This is a genomic window from Streptococcus sp. NSSLK0004, assembly GCF_059039125.1.
In genome coordinates this window covers 1,594,191-1,612,386 of record NZ_CM180142.1, presented here as the reverse complement: position 1 = coordinate 1,612,386, position 18,196 = coordinate 1,594,191, and the positions used below count along the sequence as shown (strand labels likewise).

11 protein-coding genes and 2 pseudogenes are annotated in these 18,196 nt (G+C 41.7%); 11 read left to right on the top strand and 2 right to left on the bottom strand.

The window, feature by feature from the left end:
- The first annotated feature begins 67 nt into the window (after positions 1-67).
- From dnaJ to AC4CS8_RS08230, 10 genes are all read left to right on the top strand, one after another.
- Positions 68-1,201, top strand: coding sequence for a molecular chaperone DnaJ (gene dnaJ, locus AC4CS8_RS08275; RefSeq protein WP_493892768.1), 1,134 nt, complete (start codon positions 68-70; stop codon positions 1,199-1,201).
- An 84-nt stretch (positions 1,202-1,285) separates the two neighbouring features.
- On the top strand, positions 1,286-2,731 hold the full coding sequence (locus AC4CS8_RS08270; protein WP_493892767.1) for an amidase: 1,446 nt from the start codon (positions 1,286-1,288) through the stop codon (positions 2,729-2,731).
- Between the two features lie 92 nt (positions 2,732-2,823).
- Positions 2,824-3,705 carry a transporter substrate-binding domain-containing protein gene (locus AC4CS8_RS08265; RefSeq protein ID WP_493892766.1) on the top strand — a complete coding sequence of 294 codons (882 nt, stop codon included), beginning with the start codon at positions 2,824-2,826 and terminating at the stop codon, positions 3,703-3,705.
- A gap of 49 nt (positions 3,706-3,754) precedes the next feature.
- Complete coding sequence (locus tag AC4CS8_RS08260) at positions 3,755-4,426, top strand: amino acid ABC transporter permease (RefSeq protein ID WP_493892765.1); 672 nt, start codon at positions 3,755-3,757, stop codon at positions 4,424-4,426.
- A gap of 119 nt (positions 4,427-4,545) precedes the next feature.
- Positions 4,546-4,998 (top strand): pyridoxamine 5'-phosphate oxidase family protein, encoded by a 453-nt coding sequence (locus tag AC4CS8_RS08255; RefSeq protein ID WP_493892764.1) that lies wholly within the window; start codon positions 4,546-4,548, stop codon positions 4,996-4,998.
- Positions 4,999-5,243: 245 nt separating this feature from the next.
- Positions 5,244-6,203, top strand: a complete 960-nt coding sequence (locus AC4CS8_RS08250; protein ID WP_493892763.1) for a polysaccharide pyruvyl transferase family protein — start codon at positions 5,244-5,246, stop codon at positions 6,201-6,203.
- 18 nt (positions 6,204-6,221) lie between these two features.
- Entirely contained in the window at positions 6,222-7,100 is an 879-nt protein-coding gene (locus tag AC4CS8_RS08245) for a glycosyltransferase family 2 protein (RefSeq protein ID WP_493892762.1), read from the top strand.
- Positions 7,100-8,101: a sugar transferase gene (locus tag AC4CS8_RS08240; protein WP_493892761.1), complete on the top strand. Its 1,002-nt coding sequence runs from the start codon at positions 7,100-7,102 to the stop codon at positions 8,099-8,101. Before AC4CS8_RS08245 ends, AC4CS8_RS08240 begins: the two co-directional genes overlap by 1 nt.
- Entirely contained in the window at positions 8,098-9,819 is a 1,722-nt protein-coding gene (locus AC4CS8_RS08235) for an SP_1767 family glycosyltransferase (protein ID WP_493892760.1), read from the top strand. Before AC4CS8_RS08240 ends, AC4CS8_RS08235 begins: the two co-directional genes overlap by 4 nt.
- 509 nt (positions 9,820-10,328) lie before the next feature.
- On the top strand, positions 10,329-17,243 hold the full coding sequence (locus tag AC4CS8_RS08230; protein WP_493893883.1) for a KxYKxGKxW signal peptide domain-containing protein: 6,915 nt from the start codon (positions 10,329-10,331) through the stop codon (positions 17,241-17,243).
- Positions 17,244-17,331: 88 nt separating this feature from the next.
- Here the strand turns inward: AC4CS8_RS08230 and AC4CS8_RS08225 are convergent.
- Positions 17,332-17,517, bottom strand: a pseudogene (locus tag AC4CS8_RS08225) (transposase); the annotation flags it as partial.
- Between the two features lie 113 nt (positions 17,518-17,630).
- On the opposite strand from AC4CS8_RS08225, the pseudogene AC4CS8_RS08220 reads away from it, so the two are divergent.
- A pseudogene (locus AC4CS8_RS08220) lies at positions 17,631-17,744 on the top strand (KxYKxGKxW signal peptide domain-containing protein); the annotation flags it as partial.
- A gap of 38 nt (positions 17,745-17,782) precedes the next feature.
- Here AC4CS8_RS08220 and AC4CS8_RS08215 read toward each other — a convergent pair.
- On the bottom strand, positions 17,783-18,130 hold the full coding sequence (locus AC4CS8_RS08215; protein ID WP_493892759.1) for a hypothetical protein: 348 nt from the start codon (positions 18,128-18,130) through the stop codon (positions 17,783-17,785).
- Between the last annotated feature and the right edge of the window lie 66 nt (positions 18,131-18,196).

The following is an 18,196-nucleotide window of genomic DNA, read 5'->3' as shown; positions in this document are numbered from 1 at the left end:
GGACGGTGACGTCCTGCGTCAAAACTCCTATTTTGGCTGTGTCCGCTTAACGCCCTTAGTATCTTATATGAACAATACTGAATTTTACGATCGTCTGGGGGTTTCCAAGGATGCTTCCCAGGACGAGATAAAAAAAGCCTATCGGAAGTTGTCTAAGAAGTACCACCCTGACATCAACAAGGAGGCTGGTGCAGAGGACAAGTACAAGGAGGTCCAAGAGGCATATGAAACCTTGAGCGACCCGCAGAAACGGGCAGCCTATGACCAGTATGGTCCTGCTGGTGCTAATGGAGGCTTCGGCGGAGGAGCAGGTGGATTTGGTGGTTTTGACGGAGCGGGCTTCGGCGGTTTTGAAGACATCTTCTCTAGTTTCTTTGGTGGTGGAGCGAGCCGTAATCCAAATGCTCCTCGTCAGGGTGACGATCTTCGCTACCGTGTGGACATCAGCTTTGAAGATGCCATTTTTGGAACGGAGCAGGAGATCAGCTATCACCGCGAAGCGACCTGTAAGACATGTACGGGGTCAGGCGCTAAACCAGGCACTAGCCCTGTAACTTGTGGTCGTTGTCATGGCTCAGGAGTTATCAACGTGGATACACAGACACCGCTTGGTACCATGCGCCGTCAAATGACCTGTGATGTCTGTCACGGTCGTGGAAAACAAATCAAGGAACCATGTCAAACTTGTCATGGAACAGGTCATGAGAAACAAGCTCATACTGTAACTGTCAAGGTACCAGCAGGTGTGGAAACTGGTCAACAGATTCGTCTAGCAGGTCAGGGAGAAGCAGGTTTCAACGGTGGTCCATACGGTGACCTCTTCGTTGTCATTCAAGTCAAGGCTTCGGACAAATTTGAGCGTGATGGAACAACCATTCACTACAAACTCAACCTTAACTTTGTCCAAGCAACTCTTGGAGATACGGTTCACGTGCCGACCGTGCATGGCGATGTGGACTTGGTCATTCCTGAAGGAACACAAACTGGTAAGAAATTCCGCCTTAAAGGGAAAGGGGCTCCAAGCCTACGCGGTGGAGCAATAGGTGACCAGTACGTTACTATTAACGTCGTCACTCCAACTCATCTCAATGATCGCCAAAAAGCTGCCCTCAAGGAATTCGCCGCGGCAGGGAATATCCATGTTCAACCACAAAAAAAGGGATTTTTTGACAAGGTGAAAGACGCCTTTGATGACTTGTAATAATCCACTAAAATCAGTAAGTTCATTCAACTTGCTGATTTTTTGCATTCATGATAAGCTTATGAAAAATATAAGGAGTTACCTATGTGGAAAGATGCGACGGAAATGGCTTTGGCGGTTCAAGGTGGTCAGGTATCTGCTAAAGAATTGGTTTTAGAAGCGATTGAGCAAATAGAGGAGCTAAATCCGAGTCTCAACGCAGTCGTCAGCAAGCAGTACGAGCAAGCCCTGCAAGAAGCGGAATCAAACAACTTTCAAGACAAAGCTTTTGGCGGTGTTCCTCTCTTGTTGAAAGATTTGGGGCAAAATGAAGCAGGGCAGTTGTCAACGGCAGGATCGCGTCTGTTTCAGAACTATCGTGCTAATCATACAGATAGACTAGTGCAGGCTTTTAAGGATTTAGGGTTTATCATTTTAGGTCGGACAAATACACCTGAGTTTGGTTTTAAGAACATCTCGAACTCTAGCCTGCATGGTCCGACCAAACTTCCGCTAGATGTGAGTCGCAATGCGGGTGGCTCCAGTGGAGGTGCGGCAGCGGCAGTAGCTTCGGGTATGGTGCCTTTGGCAGCGGCTTCGGACGGCGGTGGCTCTATCCGTATCCCTGCTTCTTTCAATGGTTTGATTGGTCTCAAGCCCAGTCGAGGTCGTATTCCTGTTGGACCAAATTCTTACCGTGGTTGGCAAGGAGCTTCCAGCAATTTTGCCTTAACCAAATCAGTCCGCGATACGAAGCGGTTGCTCTATCATTTGCAGACCTATCAAGTTGAAGCGCCCTTCCCTCTGGCCCTATTGAGTGAACAATCCCTTTTTTTACCAATAGATAAACCCTTGAAGATTGCTTATAGCTTGGAATCACCCATTGGGAGTGCAGTTTCATCGGATGCTAAACAAGCTGTCTTGTCACTCCTGCCTCAGCTAGAAGCCTTGGGCCACCAAGTCACTGAGTCGTCAAATTCTGTTCTAGATGGTGTCGAAGTCATGCAAGCCTATTACTTGATGAATAGCGTCGAAACGGCACAGATGTTTGATGATATAGAAACAGGTTTTGGACGACGCATGACGCCGAATGATATGGAAATCATGACTTGGGCTATCTACCAGAGTGGGCAAACAATTCCAGCCAAGCTCTATTCCAAGGTCCTACAAGATTGGGATCGTTATAGCGCAAAAATGGCTAATTTTCACGAAACCTATGACCTTCTTCTGACACCGACTGTGGCAGATGTAGCTCCTAAATTGGACCAGTTCACTCAATCGCCGGAGATGGTGGAACGCTTGTTGCACACGCAGGAGTTGTCAATGGCAGAGCAGCAGAGCTTGATTTGGGAGATGTTTGCAGAAAGTTTGGCTTGGACTCCCTTTACCCAGCAGGCAAACATCACTGGGCAACCAGCTATTAGTCTACCGACCTATAAGACTGAACAAGGATTACCAATCGGTGTGCAATTTACTGCTGCAAAAGGCCGAGAAGACCTCTTGTTGCAACTAGCAGAGCAGTTAGAAAGTACTGCTTGTTTCACATTGTAGCCGAATCAATTTTCAGTTCAATTAGTTGCTAAAGCGAGTTGGATATGTTACCCTTTTAATGTTAGTAATGTAACAAAAAAGGAGATTATATCATGATGAAAAAACTACTGGCTTCGGCTTTGTTAGTGTCCTCTCTTGCCCTTGCTGCGTGTTCAAGTAGTTCGACTACTAACTCTTCTTCAGCAGAACAGACCGAATGGGAGCGTATTGAAGCAGCAGGTGTCTTGAAAGTGGCGACACCGGGAACTCTTTACCCAACATCCTACTACAATGATGACAATGAGTTGGTCGGTTATGAAATTGAGATGATGAACGAAATTGGTGAACGTTTGGGTCTAGAGATTGAATACCAAGAAATCGGTGTAGCAGAAGCTTTTACAGCAGTCGATAGCGGTAAGGTGGACGTTGCAGTCAATAACTTTGACACGACGGCAGAGCGTTTGGAAAAGTATAACTTTTCAACTCCTTACAAGTATTCAGTCGGAGGCTACATTGTCCGTGAAGATGGCTCATCTGGTATGGAAGCGGCCGACCTCAGCGACTGGGAAGGTAAGAAGGCTGGTGGTGGTGCAGGTACTCAGTACATGAAGATTGCTGAGAAATTGGGTGCTGAGCCAGTCATCTACGATAATGTGACTAATGATGTTTATCTTCGTGATGTATCGACAGGTCGTACAGACTTTATTCCAAATGATTACTATACACAAGTGATGGCGATTGCTTGGGTGAAGACAAATTTCCCTGACATCAAGGTGAAAATGGGAGAAGCTAAGTACAATCCAACGGAACAAGGAATTGTCATGAGTAAGACAGATACTAGTCTGAAAGAGAAGTTGGACCAAGTCATCAACGAAATGAAAGAAGATGGAACGCTTCTTGCAATTTCAGAGAAATACTATGGTGGTCAAGATTTGACACAGCCAATTGAGGGAGCAGAGGATCTTCCTGTGATTGACACATCGGATGTAGAATAAGGAAAAGCCCGCATTGGAGGGCTTTTCCTATAAGGAGAAGGAGGATAGGATGAATATCAACTGGCAGGCTGTTTTTAATGTGGATATAGCAAGAGAAGCCATACCGAAAATTTTGGAGGGCTTGCCTTATACCTTGGCCTTGTCGTTAATCGGCTTTGCTTTGGGGACTTTCTGTGGTTTCTTTGTAGCCCTGTTGCGAATGTCTAAGCTGGCCCCACTTCGTTGGTTGGCCATGACCCATATTTCACTCATGCGGGGGATTCCGCTCATGGTCCTGCTCTTTTTCATCTATTTTGGTCTGCCGTTTATGGGGATTGAACTAGATGCTATTACAGCGTCTATCATTGCCTTTACTTCTATGTCTAGTGCCTATATTTCTGAAATTATCCGTTCTTCTCTATCTGCAATAGATAAGGGGCAGTGGGAAGCGGCGCGTTCACTAGGTTTGCGAACCAATGTGATTTACAGAAAAATCATCATTCCCCAAGCTTTTCGGATTGCCCTACCACCTTTGAGTAATGTTCTCTTGGATATGGTAAAAAGCACTTCGTTAACAGCTATGATTACGGTGCCAGAGATTTTCAATAAGGCCAAAATTGTTGGTGGTGCCAAGTCGGATTATATGACAGTTTATATTTGTGTGGCACTTATTTACTGGGGTATCTGTACGCTATATGCCTTCGGTCAGCTTCAGCTAGAAAAGCGATTGGCGACCTATTAAACGAAAAAGAAAAAGTCAAAAGGCTTTTTCTTTTTGTTTTACGGTCTCTCGTAAAAGGCTTAACACTTTTGTCTTTTTCTGTTACAATAGGAATGGAAAACGTTTTCTGGAGGGAACTTATGGAAATGACAGATATTATGCAAGTTTTGGAGAACATGAAAGTAGGGATTTTTGCGACTGTTGACAAAGAAGGGAGTCCTCATTCGCGTCCTATTCATATTACTGCTGCTAGGGAAGAGGGAGTTTTCTTTATGACTAGCTCAGAAACTCAATTTTACCAACAGTTAATGGGGGATGAGCGTGTGGCGCTTACGGCATTTTCTGAGGAAGATTATCTGATTCAGGTCATTCGTATAGAAGGCAAAGCTCGGCCTGCAGGGTTAGATTTGTTGGAGAAAGTATTTGCAGATAATCCCTATGTTCAGCACGTTTATCGTGATGAAGAAAGTCGTAAAACCATGCAGATTTTTCAGTTGTATCAAGGGGAAGGTTTCTATCATAGCTTAACTCAGGGGCATAAGTATAGCTTCCGTATTCAAGACGGAGAAGGTGCAACGGTGCATTCTGTTTAAGGTGATAGGCTTTATTTGATAGTTGGGTTCAGCAAAATACCAAGCTATGTGATATACTTATTGGTAAAGCAAATTGAAACCGAACTACGAAACAAGTGGGCAGATAAGTCTACCACTTTTTTGTTTCATGAAGGTGCTGATTGTAGGAACGTTGATAAAGTAGGTATCTATCAGAAACGTTATATTTTAATGTAGCTTTGGTTCTAGATTTGTAGGATAAAAATCAATTATAGAATGAAACCGAAATGACAAAATATGCACTTTTCACCTATACAACAGGAAATATTGGTGATGATATTCAGTCGATTGCAGCTAATCGATTTTTGCCACGAGTTGATTACTATATCAATCGTGATTATATGAATGACTTTCAGCCAGATACAGATGAGAAGATTAAATTAATTATGAATGGTTGGTACTCGCATCGACCAGAAAATTTCCTGCTGGAACACAGCCAAATTGATCCTCTTTTGATTTCTATGTACATAGACGGACCCGTCAAGGAGGCTTTTTCATCTCCTGCAAATCAGGCATTTTTCAAGCGTCATGAGCCAGTAGGAGCCAGAAGTCAGGATACCAAAGATTTTCTAGAATCGTTAGGTGTAGATTCTTATTGGTCAGGGTGTTTAACCTTGACCCTTCAACCGGAGAAGTATATTCGAAAACAAGATTTTATTTTAGCGATCGATCTACCAAATGATGTATTTGACAAGGTACAGAAAGATTCCCGCTTGCCAGTCTTGCGCATGAGTGCAGATGTTAACCACCAGTACATGACCCCCAGCCATCGAATGAAGGTGGCTAAATACTACCTTTATCTCTATCAATCTGCTCGTTTTGTCATCACGACTCGTTTACATGGGACCTTGCCTTGTTTGGCTTTGGGAACACCTGTTCTCAACATTGAGTTGCCAAACTTTGAGGAAGCCCGCTTTCGTAGTCTACGTGAGTTGGCGCATCATATGACAGCAGAGGAATTTTTGGCAGGTGGGTACGATGTTAACCAGCCTCTAGAAAATTCGGATGCATATTTGAAGGTGCGTAAGGAGATAGAGCAACGATGTCGCGCGTTTACTGGTCATGTGAGTCCTTATGGTTTCTTGGAAGGACAGTCCTTGGCAGATTTTTTATCAGACCCTGAATTAATCCAATCTTTTGTGACAGGACTTTGGTCTGCTCATCATCAATTTGGAATTTGGAACTAAGAATAAGACGAGGTAAATATGGAAAAGGTCAGTGTTATCGTTCCGGTTTATAACGGTGAAAAGTATTTAAGTCAATGTGTAGAAAGCATATTGAAGCAAGACTATCAAAATTTGGAAATTATACTTATAAATGATGGATCAAGGGATGGGACAGCTACCATCTGTGAAGAATTCAAACAAAAGGATTCTCGTGTTCGTGTGGTCCATAAACCTAAAAATGAAGGATTGGGAGCAGGACGAAATACCTCGTTAGAGATCGCGACAGGAGAGTATATCGTCTTTGTGGATGCTGATGACTGGATTGATCCAAATCATGTCAGTGATTTGTATGATTTGATGCAACGTACAGGTAGTGATGTAGCCATCTCTAATTTTACTAAATATGTAGAAGAAGAGGGAAGGTATCTACTTCACATTGGGCCAGAGGATTACTACGAGGCAGTCTATACTCCAGAGGAATGGTTTGCTTATCAGTATGGGGTCCCCAATAATATCAGCTCTTGCTTTACTGTTCCTTGGAGTAAAATGTATAAAAAGTCGCTCTTTGAGACGGTTTTGTATCCAACGGATGGTTTTGGCGAGGATGATCGTACTACGTGGAAACTCTATCTGATGGCGGATAAGATTGCCTATATGCACAGATCTAGTCTGATTTATCGAGTAAATAAAGAATCAATGACAGAAGTAGCTGATTTGGCTACAGTTTTTGGTACAGTTCCAGTAACGGAACGTCTGGAAGTCTTGGGATTAATTGGTTTTGATTTAGAACGAGAAATCAAGGCTTTTGAATGGCGCGGAGGGATTAACCGTGATAGTAAACTTCGTCAGGGTGATATTGCTGCTTATAAAGAATTGAATTTTCGTTTGAAGTTGCTAGAAAAATACAGGAAAAACTAATGCGAGTATATATTACAAATATCAATGGTCATGCAGGGTCAAGTACTGCTCAACTTGGTCAGAATATGGTAACAGATGTTGCCGTTTCTCTTGGCTACCGAGAAATGGGGATTCACGCGTATCGGATGGATACGGATAGTCCTGAGGAATTGAGCAAGCGAATCGATGGGATTGTTGCTGGATTGCGACATGGAGATGTGGTGATTTTTCAAACTCCAACTTGGAATACAACAGCTTTTGATGAGCGGCTCATGGCTAAACTACGTGCATATCGGATTAAAATTGTAATTTTTATCCACGATGTGGTTCCGCTGATGTTTGCTGGGAACTACTACCTCATGGACCGAACGATTGCATATTACAATCAAGCAGATGTTATTGTTGCACCAAGTCAGGCTATGCTTGATACCTTACGTGCCCATGGATTGACGGTTAAAAAAACAGTTATCCAAGGAATGTGGGATCAACCGACTCAGACTCCTATGCAGGATGCGACGTTTAAAAAGGTAATCCACTTTCCAGGGTCACCAGATCGATTTAGTTTTGTCCAATCTTGGTCTTATCCTATCCAACTCAATTTATATGCTAGTCAATCTGTTGACTTACCAGATAGCGTTCGGTACTTTCCATACCGGCCATCGGAACAATTGTTGATGGAAATGTCCGCAGGAGGGTTTGGTCTGGTCTGGATGGATGACCACGATAAGGAATATCAAAAGTTATACTGCCCTTATAAATTGGGGAGCTTCTTGGCGGCAGGAATACCCGTATTGGTCCAAAGAGGTATTGCGAATCAAACCTTAATCGAGGACAATGGGCTAGGGATAGTAGTTGATAGTCTAGATGAGGCTGTGGAAAAAATAGAACAGATGACCCCTCAAGATTATCAGAGTATGGTAGAGTCGGTGCGAAATTTCAATCCCTTACTACGTCAGGGGTATTTTACGAGAAAATTATTGACCGAAGCTGTTTTTAAAGCTTTGTGTAATGGTGGAGAATGAAAGATTTACAAGATATTCGGGTATTACCGATTTTAGACAGCTTAAGATTTATCCAAGAAAATAGGGCATCTGTGGCTCGCTTTGGAGATGGGGAAATTGATGTAATGACAGGGCACAGTATCCCATATCAGGATTATGATGAAGATCTAGCTCAAGCCTTGTTAGGGATTTTGCATTTACAGAGCAGTGAGGATTTTTTAGTTTGCTTGCCGGATGTTTTTGAAGGCATGGAGCGGTATAATCAGAATGCGCAACTGTTTTGGCGGAGTCATTTTGATAAATATAGTGATTTTTACAAGACAAACTGTCAGTCAGATTGGTATGGTTCAACATTCCTGTCTCGCCCTTACATTGATTTGGTAGATAAGAGTCAATCGGACTTGTATTTTCAATCAATCCGTCGTCTTTGGGAAGGGCTCGATGTGTTGATTGTGGAGGGGGAGACCTCTCGTTCTGGAATGGGCAATGATTTGTTTTCCAATGCTCAGTCAGTTCATCGGATTGTTTGTCCATCTAAGAACGCTTTTAGCTACTATGATGAAATTTTACCAGAAGTGTTGGCAGCAGCAGACAATCGTTTGATTCTTTTAATGCTAGGTCCAACAGCTAAAGTGCTAGCTTACGACTTGAATAGAAGGGGCTATCAAGCTATTGATTTGGGGCATATTGATTCGGAATATGAATGGTACCAGATGAAGGCGTCGCACAAGGTAAAACTAACACATAAGCATACCGCAGAATTCAATTACGATGAACATGTCGAGGATGTGGTAGATAGGACCTATTTGAATCAAGTTGTAGCATGGGTAGGGATTGAGGCTCCCAAAAAGATGGTAGAGTCTAGCTTGATCAGCGTGATTGTTCCGGTTTATAATGTTGAGCCATATTTGAAACGTTGTTTGGATTCACTGCTGAAACAGACTCATCAGGATTGTGAGTTTATCTTAATCAACGATGGTTCGACAGACGGCTCCGCCTTTATTTTAGAAGAATATGCCAAGAAGGACCAACGGATTCGGTTGATTCACCAAACTAATGCTGGAGTATCAGCGGCCCGCAATAAAGGTATTGAATTGGCGCGTGGGGCTTTTATTACATTTGTGGATTCAGATGATTTTGTTGAAGATACTTATTTAGAAGGTTTGTATACAGCAGCCGTACAGTCGGGTTCGGACATTGCGGCGGTAAACTTTACTTCTTTTAATGAAGAAAGACAGAGTTTCCTTTTCTTCCAAAATGAAGATAATTACTTCGAACGGGTTTATTCTGTACAAGAGTGGTTAGATTTGGAAGGAAATATGAAGAACAATATGCACTTGACCTTTACCTTCTCCCCGCTTAAATTGTTTAAGAGAGAGCTTTTTGGAGATATCCGCTATCCGATTGGTCGCTTGCGAGAGGACGATGCGACAATCTATAAGCTTTATCTGAAGGCAAATCAGATTCACTTCACGAATCAGGGCCCTTATTACTATTCTCAGAGAGCAGAAGGATTATCTCGAACCACTATGCTAGATGACATCGCGACGATGATTTCGAATGCTGAGGAAAGGTTAGCGCTTTTGCTTGCCCTAGGGTATGACACCAAGGCTCAGTTGGCTTCATATGTAGCACGTTTAGAAAAATGCCAGAAGGATGCTTTGTCAGCTGGTCAGATGGAGCTGTATAAACAGATTTCTGTTAAACTGGACCTTTATTCATCTTACAAAAATAGATGATATGGGAAGAGAAACTAATCATAGTAATCTTATCAATAGGCAATTGCATTATGCAGTTAAAGAAATCGTGAGCTTAGATGCAAATGCCTTGAGAAAATATAGAGTCTATTTGGTTCAACTTGAGACAGACGACTTACAAATGCCTCTGTGAAACCAATGCCCCTGTTTGCGGCGTCGAATATGGTTACTTCTGGAAATAGTTCGGATGCAGTTTAAGTTCTTCCGGCAAGGGGTCAAATTAATACTATTTTATTTATTTTTAGCAGACTTTACTAGAATACTAATTGTCGGGCTGATATTTTAAAAGTGTGAGTAACATTATTTTACATAGATGATAAAATAAGCTCTATTATCTTTTCAGTTTATGAAAATGATAATAGGGTTTTTTATTCGATAAAAGTTTAGTCGATTCTAATATTTGAAAAATTAATCGGTTCAAAATTGTTGTAATTGGAAATAAAGTTTAGTACAATGGAGAGGTATTTTTAAAAAAATAAAGAAGGATATTTATGTATAATCGCTCATCGAAAAAAGGTTATAAAGAAACTTCGCGAAAAACACGCGTAAAAATGCACAAATCTGGAAAACATTGGGTACGGACAATTATGTCGCAAATCGGACTCATACGCTTGGAAGGAAGTGCGTCGGAAAATGTAAAAGTTGAGAATACAACTAACAAGTCATCTGTCCAGATGCTTCGTGGTCTGGCAACGGCTACTGCCTTGGCGGGAGGTGTTGTTGCCGAAGCGGCTTTGTCTGGAGAAGTGGTAACTGCTTCGGAATTGAGTACGGAGACATTAGCAGAGACAGAAACAGTCGAGTTGACTACGGGAACAGACTCTAGTAGCTCAACCTCATCAGAAACAATTGCTGTAGAAAACAGTTCTCTTGAGCAAGCAACTGCTGAAGCTGCTAGCACAACGACGATTGGTTCAGGCACTGGTACACTTGTTGATGCTGTGTCAGCTACTCCGTCAATGGATGATGCTAATGGAGCATCAGTATCCTCAGCAACTTCTGGTACGATGGTAGCAACTAGTGTAGAAGGTTACTACACGTTTAATTATTCGCCGTTGTCTAGTTGGTATGATTCCGTTGTTAATAGTTGGTTTGGTGGAACTTCTACTAGTGGATCTTATTTCCGAATGTCAGCATCAGCTGATCCATCTACCTCCTCAGTTCTGGTAGAGTTGGTTGATTCATCAGGTAATGTTCTCGAATCAAGTTACATGAATATTGGTGACACAACGAACTTTACAACTTATCAATCTACTTCAGGGGTTAATGTTCCGTTTGTTGTAACTTATTCAGGTGATTCTGCTTCAGATACAGTTGCAGGTGATATTAGTATCACCTTTAATGGAAATACAATCCAAGATAAGACCTTGGTTCCGAAGACAATTGATGCAACAACTTATTATAAGGTACTAAATACAGATACTACGTTAGCGACCTATACTGTCACTACATTGCCTGGTTTGACAAATACTGCTTCAGACTCACGTGAATTCCCGGATTACGACTACAATTCGTCAACGACTACTACGACGACAGTGACAAAGGCAGCTGGCGCTACTTACTTAGATAGGTCGCGTAATGTTTCTGTGGTTGGTCTGAAGTTAACCGCAACACCTATCGGAACAGATGGAACGATTACTAAGAGCCTTTATCTTATTGATCCTACTTATACAGGCACACATGACTTTACATCTCTAGACATGAGTGGATTCTTCCATTTTGGTACAACAGGTGAGATTGTTCCAGCAGGGACTAGTACGAGCTTTACAATAGATACTTCTATTTTAGACAATTATTCTGTAATGAGAATGCCTGTTGGATGGACATATACAGATGGATTTGATAACGGTACCGCAGTTACCTCAATATCAGATTTGTATCTTTCAGGAACGCAGAGTCTCGTGATTGATGTTAACCCTAACCTTGATTTAACAAGCGATACCAATGGAACTCTAAAATATATAGTATTGTGGTTACCAGCTGATGGAAACTATACTGGTATTCATACCATGTTTGTACGTACACCGTATTCGGGAGAAACAACTGATAATCCTGATCAAAAAATGTCGTTTTACGGTATCAACCAACCGTTGTCATTTACCAACCCAGCAAGTCCAACATTGACGCAAACTACTCATTGGTATACTGCTAATACAAGTAGTTCGGAGTCGCTATCGACATCACTATCTGAATCAACAAGTACTTCAGAATCTATCTCAAATTCTGAGTCAACAAGTACTTCAGAATCTATCTCAAATTCTGAGTCAACAAGTACTTCAGAATCTATCTCAAATTCTGAGTCAACAAGTACTTCAGAATCTATCTCAAATTCTGAGTCAACAAGTACTTCAGAATCTATCTCAAATTCTGAATCAGTAAGTACTTCAGAATCGATTTCAAATTCTGAATCTCTCAGCAGTTCAGTCAGCGAATCTGTATCCGAGTCCATTTCAGAATCAGTTTCAGAGTCAGTATCAGAATCTATTTCAGAATCAGTTTCTGAGTCAGTCTCAGAATCAATCTCCGAGTCCGTCTCAGAATCGGTATCCGAGTCAATTTCCGAGTCCGTCTCAGAATCGGTATCAGAGTCAATTTCTGAATCCGTATCTGAGTCCATCTCTGAATCCATTTCAGAATCTGTATCTGAATCTATTTCCGAGTCAGTCTCAGAATCCATCTCAGAATCAGTTTCTGAGTCCATCTCAGAGTCAGTAAGCGAGTCAATTTCTGAGTCAGTATCAGAGTCCATTTCAGAATCAGTTTCTGAGTCCATCTCAGAATCTGTGTCTGAATCAGTGTCAGAATCCATCTCAGAATCAGTTTCAGAGTCAGTATCAGAATCAATCTCCGAGTCAGTAAGTGAATCCGTATCAGAGTCGATTTCCGAGTCAGTATCAGAGTCCATTTCAGAATCTATCTCAGAGTCCATCTCAGAATCCGTATCAGAGTCGATTTCCGAGTCAGTGTCCGAGTCGATTTCAGAGTCAGTGTCCGAGTCGATTTCTGAATCCGTATCTGAATCCATCTCTGAGTCAATCTCAGAATCTGTGTCTGAGTCGATCAGCGAGTCAGTAAGTGAATCAGTCTCAGAATCTATCTCAGAGTCAATTTCCGAGTCAGTATCAGAATCGATCTCCGAGTCAGTATCAGAGTCCATTTCAGAATCAGTTTCTGAGTCAATCTCTGAATCAGTATCAGAATCCATTTCCGAGTCAATTTCTGAATCTGTATCCGAATCTATCTCCGAGTCAGTATCAGAATCAGTTTCCGAGTCAGTCTCAGAATCTGTATCTGAATCTATTTCCGAGTCAGTATCAGAATCCATCTCAGAATCAGTTTCTGAGTCCATCTCAGAGTCAGTAAGCGAGTCAATTTCTGAGTCAGTCTCAGAATCAATCTCTGAGTCAGTATCAGAATCGCTCTCTGAGTCAGTCTCAGAGTCCATTTCAGAATCTGTGTCTGAGTCCATCTCAGAATCAATTTCAGAGTCAGTGTCCGAGTCGATTTCTGAATCCGTATCTGAATCCATCTCAGAGTCAGTCTCAGAATCGATTTCCGAGTCAGTATCCGAATCTGTTTCTGAGTCCATTTCAGAGTCAGTCTCAGAATCAATTTCTGAGTCAGTGTCTGAATCCGTATCTGAGTCTATCTCAGAGTCAATTTCTGAGTCAGTGTCCGAGTCGATTTCTGAATCTGTATCCGAGTCAATCTCAGAATCAGTTTCTGAATCAGTTTCTGAATCAATTTCTGAATCTGTATCAGAATCCGTATCAGAGTCCATTTCAGAATCCGTATCTGAGTCAGTATCAGAATCCGTATCAGAGTCAATCTCCGAGTCAATCAGTGAGTCAGTCAGCGAATCAGTTTCTGAATCAATCTCTGAGTCAATCAGTGAATCAGTATCCGAGTCGATTTCAGAATCAGTTTCTGAGTCCATCTCTGAGTCGATCAGCGAGTCAGTAAGTGAATCTGTATCCGAGTCAGTATCCGAGTCAGTATCAGAATCCATTTCAGAATCAGTATCTGAGTCAATCTCCGAGTCAGTATCAGAATCCATTTCAGAATCAGTATCTGAGTCAATCTCCGAGTCAGTATCAGAATCGATTTCAGAATCAGTTTCTGAATCCATTTCTGAGTCAATCTCAGAATCTGTGTCTGAGTCCATCTCTGAGTCGATCAGCGAGTCAGTAAGTGAATCTGTATCAGAATCGATCTCCGAGTCAGTTTCAGAATCCATCTCAGAATCCGTATCAGAGTCAATTTCTGAGTCAATCTCAGAATCCGTATCAGAGTCAATCTCTGAATCAGTATCTGAATCGATCTCCGAGTCAGTTTCAGAGTCAGTGTCAGAATCCTTATCTGAATCAGTCTCAGAATCGGTATCTGAGTCAGTCTCAGAATCCATCTCCGAATCTATTTCAGAATCCGTATCCGAGTCAGTATCTGAGTCTATTTCTGAATCCGTATCCGAGTCAGTATCTGAGTCTATTTCTGAATCTGTATCAGAATCCGTATCCGAGTCCATTTCAGAATCTGTCTCTGAGTCAGTATCAGAGTCAATCTCAGAATCAGTTTCAGAATCAATTTCTGAGTCAGTGTCTGAATCCGTATCTGAATCTATCTCAGAGTCAATTTCTGAGTCAGTGTCCGAGTCGATTTCTGAATCCGTATCTGAATCCATCTCTGAGTCCATTTCAGAATCCGTATCAGAGTCAGTCTCAGAATCCATTTCAGAGTCAATCTCCGAGTCAGTATCAGAATCTGTATCAGAGTCTATCTCAGAATCAGTCAGCGAATCAGTTTCGGAATCAATCTCTGAGTCAATCAGTGAATCAGTATCCGAGTCAGTCTCTGAATCAGTGTCAGAATCAATTTCTGAGTCAGTAAGTGAATCTATTTCAGAATCAGTTTCAGAATCCGTATCTGAGTCTATCTCAGAGTCAATTTCTGAGTCAGTGTCCGAGTCGATTTCTGAATCTGTATCCGAGTCCATCTCAGAATCAGTTTCTGAATCAATTTCTGAATCAGTCTCAGAATCCGTCTCCGAGTCCATCTCTGAGTCTATTTCTGAATCAGTATCAGAGTCAGTATCTGAGTCTATTTCTGAATCTGTATCAGAATCTGTATCAGAGTCAATCTCCGAGTCAATCTCCGAGTCCATCTCTGAGTCAATCAGTGAGTCAGTCAGCGAATCAGTTTCGGAATCAATCTCTGAGTCAATCAGTGAATCAGTATCCGAGTCGATTTCAGAATCAGTTTCTGAATCCATTTCTGAGTCGATCAGCGAGTCAGTAAGTGAATCTGTATCCGAGTCAGTATCCGAGTCAGTCTCAGAATCCATTTCAGAATCAGTATCTGAGTCAATCTCCGAGTCAGTATCAGAATCGATTTCAGAATCAGTTTCTGAATCCATTTCTGAGTCAATCTCAGAATCTGTGTCTGAGTCCATCTCTGAGTCGATCAGCGAGTCAGTAAGTGAATCTGTATCAGAATCGATCTCCGAGTCAATTTCTGAGTCAGTATCAGAATCAATCTCAGAATCCATTTCAGAATCCGTATCTGAGTCTATTTCTGAATCTGTATCAGAGTCCATCTCAGAATCAGTATCCGAGTCAGTCTCAGAATCAGTTTCTGAGTCCATCTCTGAGTCAGTCTCTGAATCTATTTCAGAATCCATCTCTGAGTCCATTTCAGAATCTGTGTCTGAATCAGTCTCTGAATCAGTCTCAGAATCCATCTCTGAGTCAATTTCAGAATCTGTATCTGAATCCATCTCCGAGTCAGTCTCAGAATCTATCTCTGAGTCAATTTCTGAGTCAGTATCAGAGTCCATTTCAGAATCAATTTCAGAGTCAGTTTCAGAATCCATCTCAGAATCAGTGTCTGAGTCCATTTCAGAATCCGTATCCGAGTCAGTATCCGAGTCCATTTCAGAATCCGTATCAGAGTCAGTATCTGAGTCTATTTCTGAATCTGTATCCGAATCTATCTCAGAGTCAGTTTCAGAATCCATCTCAGAATCAGTCTCAGAATCAATTTCCGAGTCAGTTTCAGAATCCATCTCAGAATCAGTGTCTGAGTCAATCTCTGAATCAGTCTCAGAATCAATTTCCGAGTCAGTCTCAGAATCCATCTCAGAATCAGTGTCTGAGTCCATTTCAGAATCCGTCTCAGAGTCAATTTCCGAGTCAGTATCAGAATCTATTTCCGAGTCAGTGTCTGAGTCAATCTCTGAATCAGTCTCAGAATCAATTTCTGAGTCCATTTCAGAATCTGTTTCTGAATCAATTTCAGAGTCAATTTCCGAGTCAGTGTCTGAGTCAGTATCCGAGTCAATCTCAGAATCCGTCTCCGAGTCAGTATCTGAATCAGTATCAGAATCAGTCTCAGAATCCATTTCTGAGTCCATCTCAGAATCTATCTCAGAATCCATCTCTGAGTCTATTTCTGAATCTGTATCAGAATCAGTATCCGAGTCAGTATCAGAATCGATTTCCGAGTCAATCTCCGAGTCAGTCTCAGAATCAATCTCTGAGTCTATCTCAGAATCCGTCTCTGAGTCCATCTCAGAATCAGTTTCTGAATCAATTTCTGAGTCAGTATCAGAATCAGTCTCCGAGTCAATTTCCGAGTCAGTTTCTGAGTCCATTTCAGAATCTGTGTCTGAGTCAATCTCTGAATCAGTATCAGAATCAATCTCTGAGTCGATTTCAGAATCAGTCTCCGAGTCCATCTCTGAGTCAGTATCAGAATCCATTTCTGAATCAGTTTCTGAGTCCATTTCAGAATCAGTCTCAGAATCTGTATCAGAATCTATCTCTGAGTCCATTTCCGAGTCAGTCTCAGAATCAGTCTCTGAGTCCATTTCCGAGTCAGTCTCAGAATCAGTATCAGAGTCCATCTCTGAATCAGTCTCAGAATCTGTATCAGAATCTATCTCTGAGTCAATTTCCGAGTCAGTATCAGAATCAGTATCTGAGTCAATTTCCGAGTCAGTATCAGAATCAGTATCAGAGTCCATTTCAGAATCAGTTTCTGAATCAATTTCCGAGTCAGTTTCTGAGTCAATCTCTGAATCAGTATCTGAGTCAATCTCCGAGTCAGTATCTGAATCCATTTCAGAGTCAGTATCAGAATCAATCTCTGAGTCTATTTCAGAATCCGTCTCTGAGTCAGTCTCAGAATCCATTTCAGAGTCAGCATCAGAGTCAGTATCAGAATCAGTCAGCGAATCAGTTTCTGAACCAAGTTCCGAAAGTCAAACACCGAACAAACGTGTTCTTCCAAGCACAGGTGAAAATAGTGATGATACATTAGGACTTGTTGGAGCAGGATTGCTCTTGGGTGCGTTCTACAAACGTCGGAAAAAAGGGACTGAGGAAACTGTTCATACGAAAGATTTATAATACTAGTCATTAGTTTTGTAATCTAAAAAATGTCAGGGAAACCTGGCATTTTTTGGCTCTTTGTCAACTGTAGTGGGTAGACGAAAAGCTAACACCTAGAGAGGACGAAATTCGTTCTCTCTTTTTCAATATTCAAAGCGATGTAAATCTTAGTTTTAAAGTTCTTAAAGTTCCTAAAGCCGAAAGCCTGTCTCTTGATGTCCTTGATGAGTTTATTGGTCGCTTCCAGTTTAGCATTGGAATAGGGTAGCTCAATGGCGTTCGTGATATAAGTTGGCTCTATAATTTCTGTAGTGGGTAAATCCACTATGGAGATTATGGAGCCTTTTTATCAAATTATTTGAAATAACGAATGAAATTTGGTATAATATTTATCAATTTTTAAAAATGATGAGGATATCTATGCACAATCGTTCAATTAAAAAAGGTTATAGTGAAACTTCCCGAAAAACACGTGTAAAAATGCACAAGTCTGGGAAAAACTGGGTACGTACAGTTTTGACTCAAATTGGCTTTGTCTTAGTTGGTAAATCTTCTTCTCAGAAAGAGAAAAAAGTAAAAGTTACTCCCCTTTTAGAAGAACAATCATTATCTTCTGCATGGATAAAAGGAGCACTCTCAGCAGGGGCTCTTTTAGGCGCGACTTTGCCAGTGAATGAGCACGTTTGGGCTGAAGAAACAGTTACTTCTTCCGAGGTTTCAACTGATACGTTGGCAACGACTGATACGGTCACTATGGGACCGACAACAACAGCGGCTACAAGCGAGGATTCAGAAGTAACAGCGGATGCTTCATCAGAAACAATTGAGACAGAAGAAGCTACTTCTGCTGCAATTGATTTGTCATCGATTGCAGCATCAGCAAGTCGTGAATCAGTGACCAGCAATACCCCAACTTCCTATGTGGATTCCAATGGAGTGACTCAATACATCTACTCCGGAACATTGGCAGG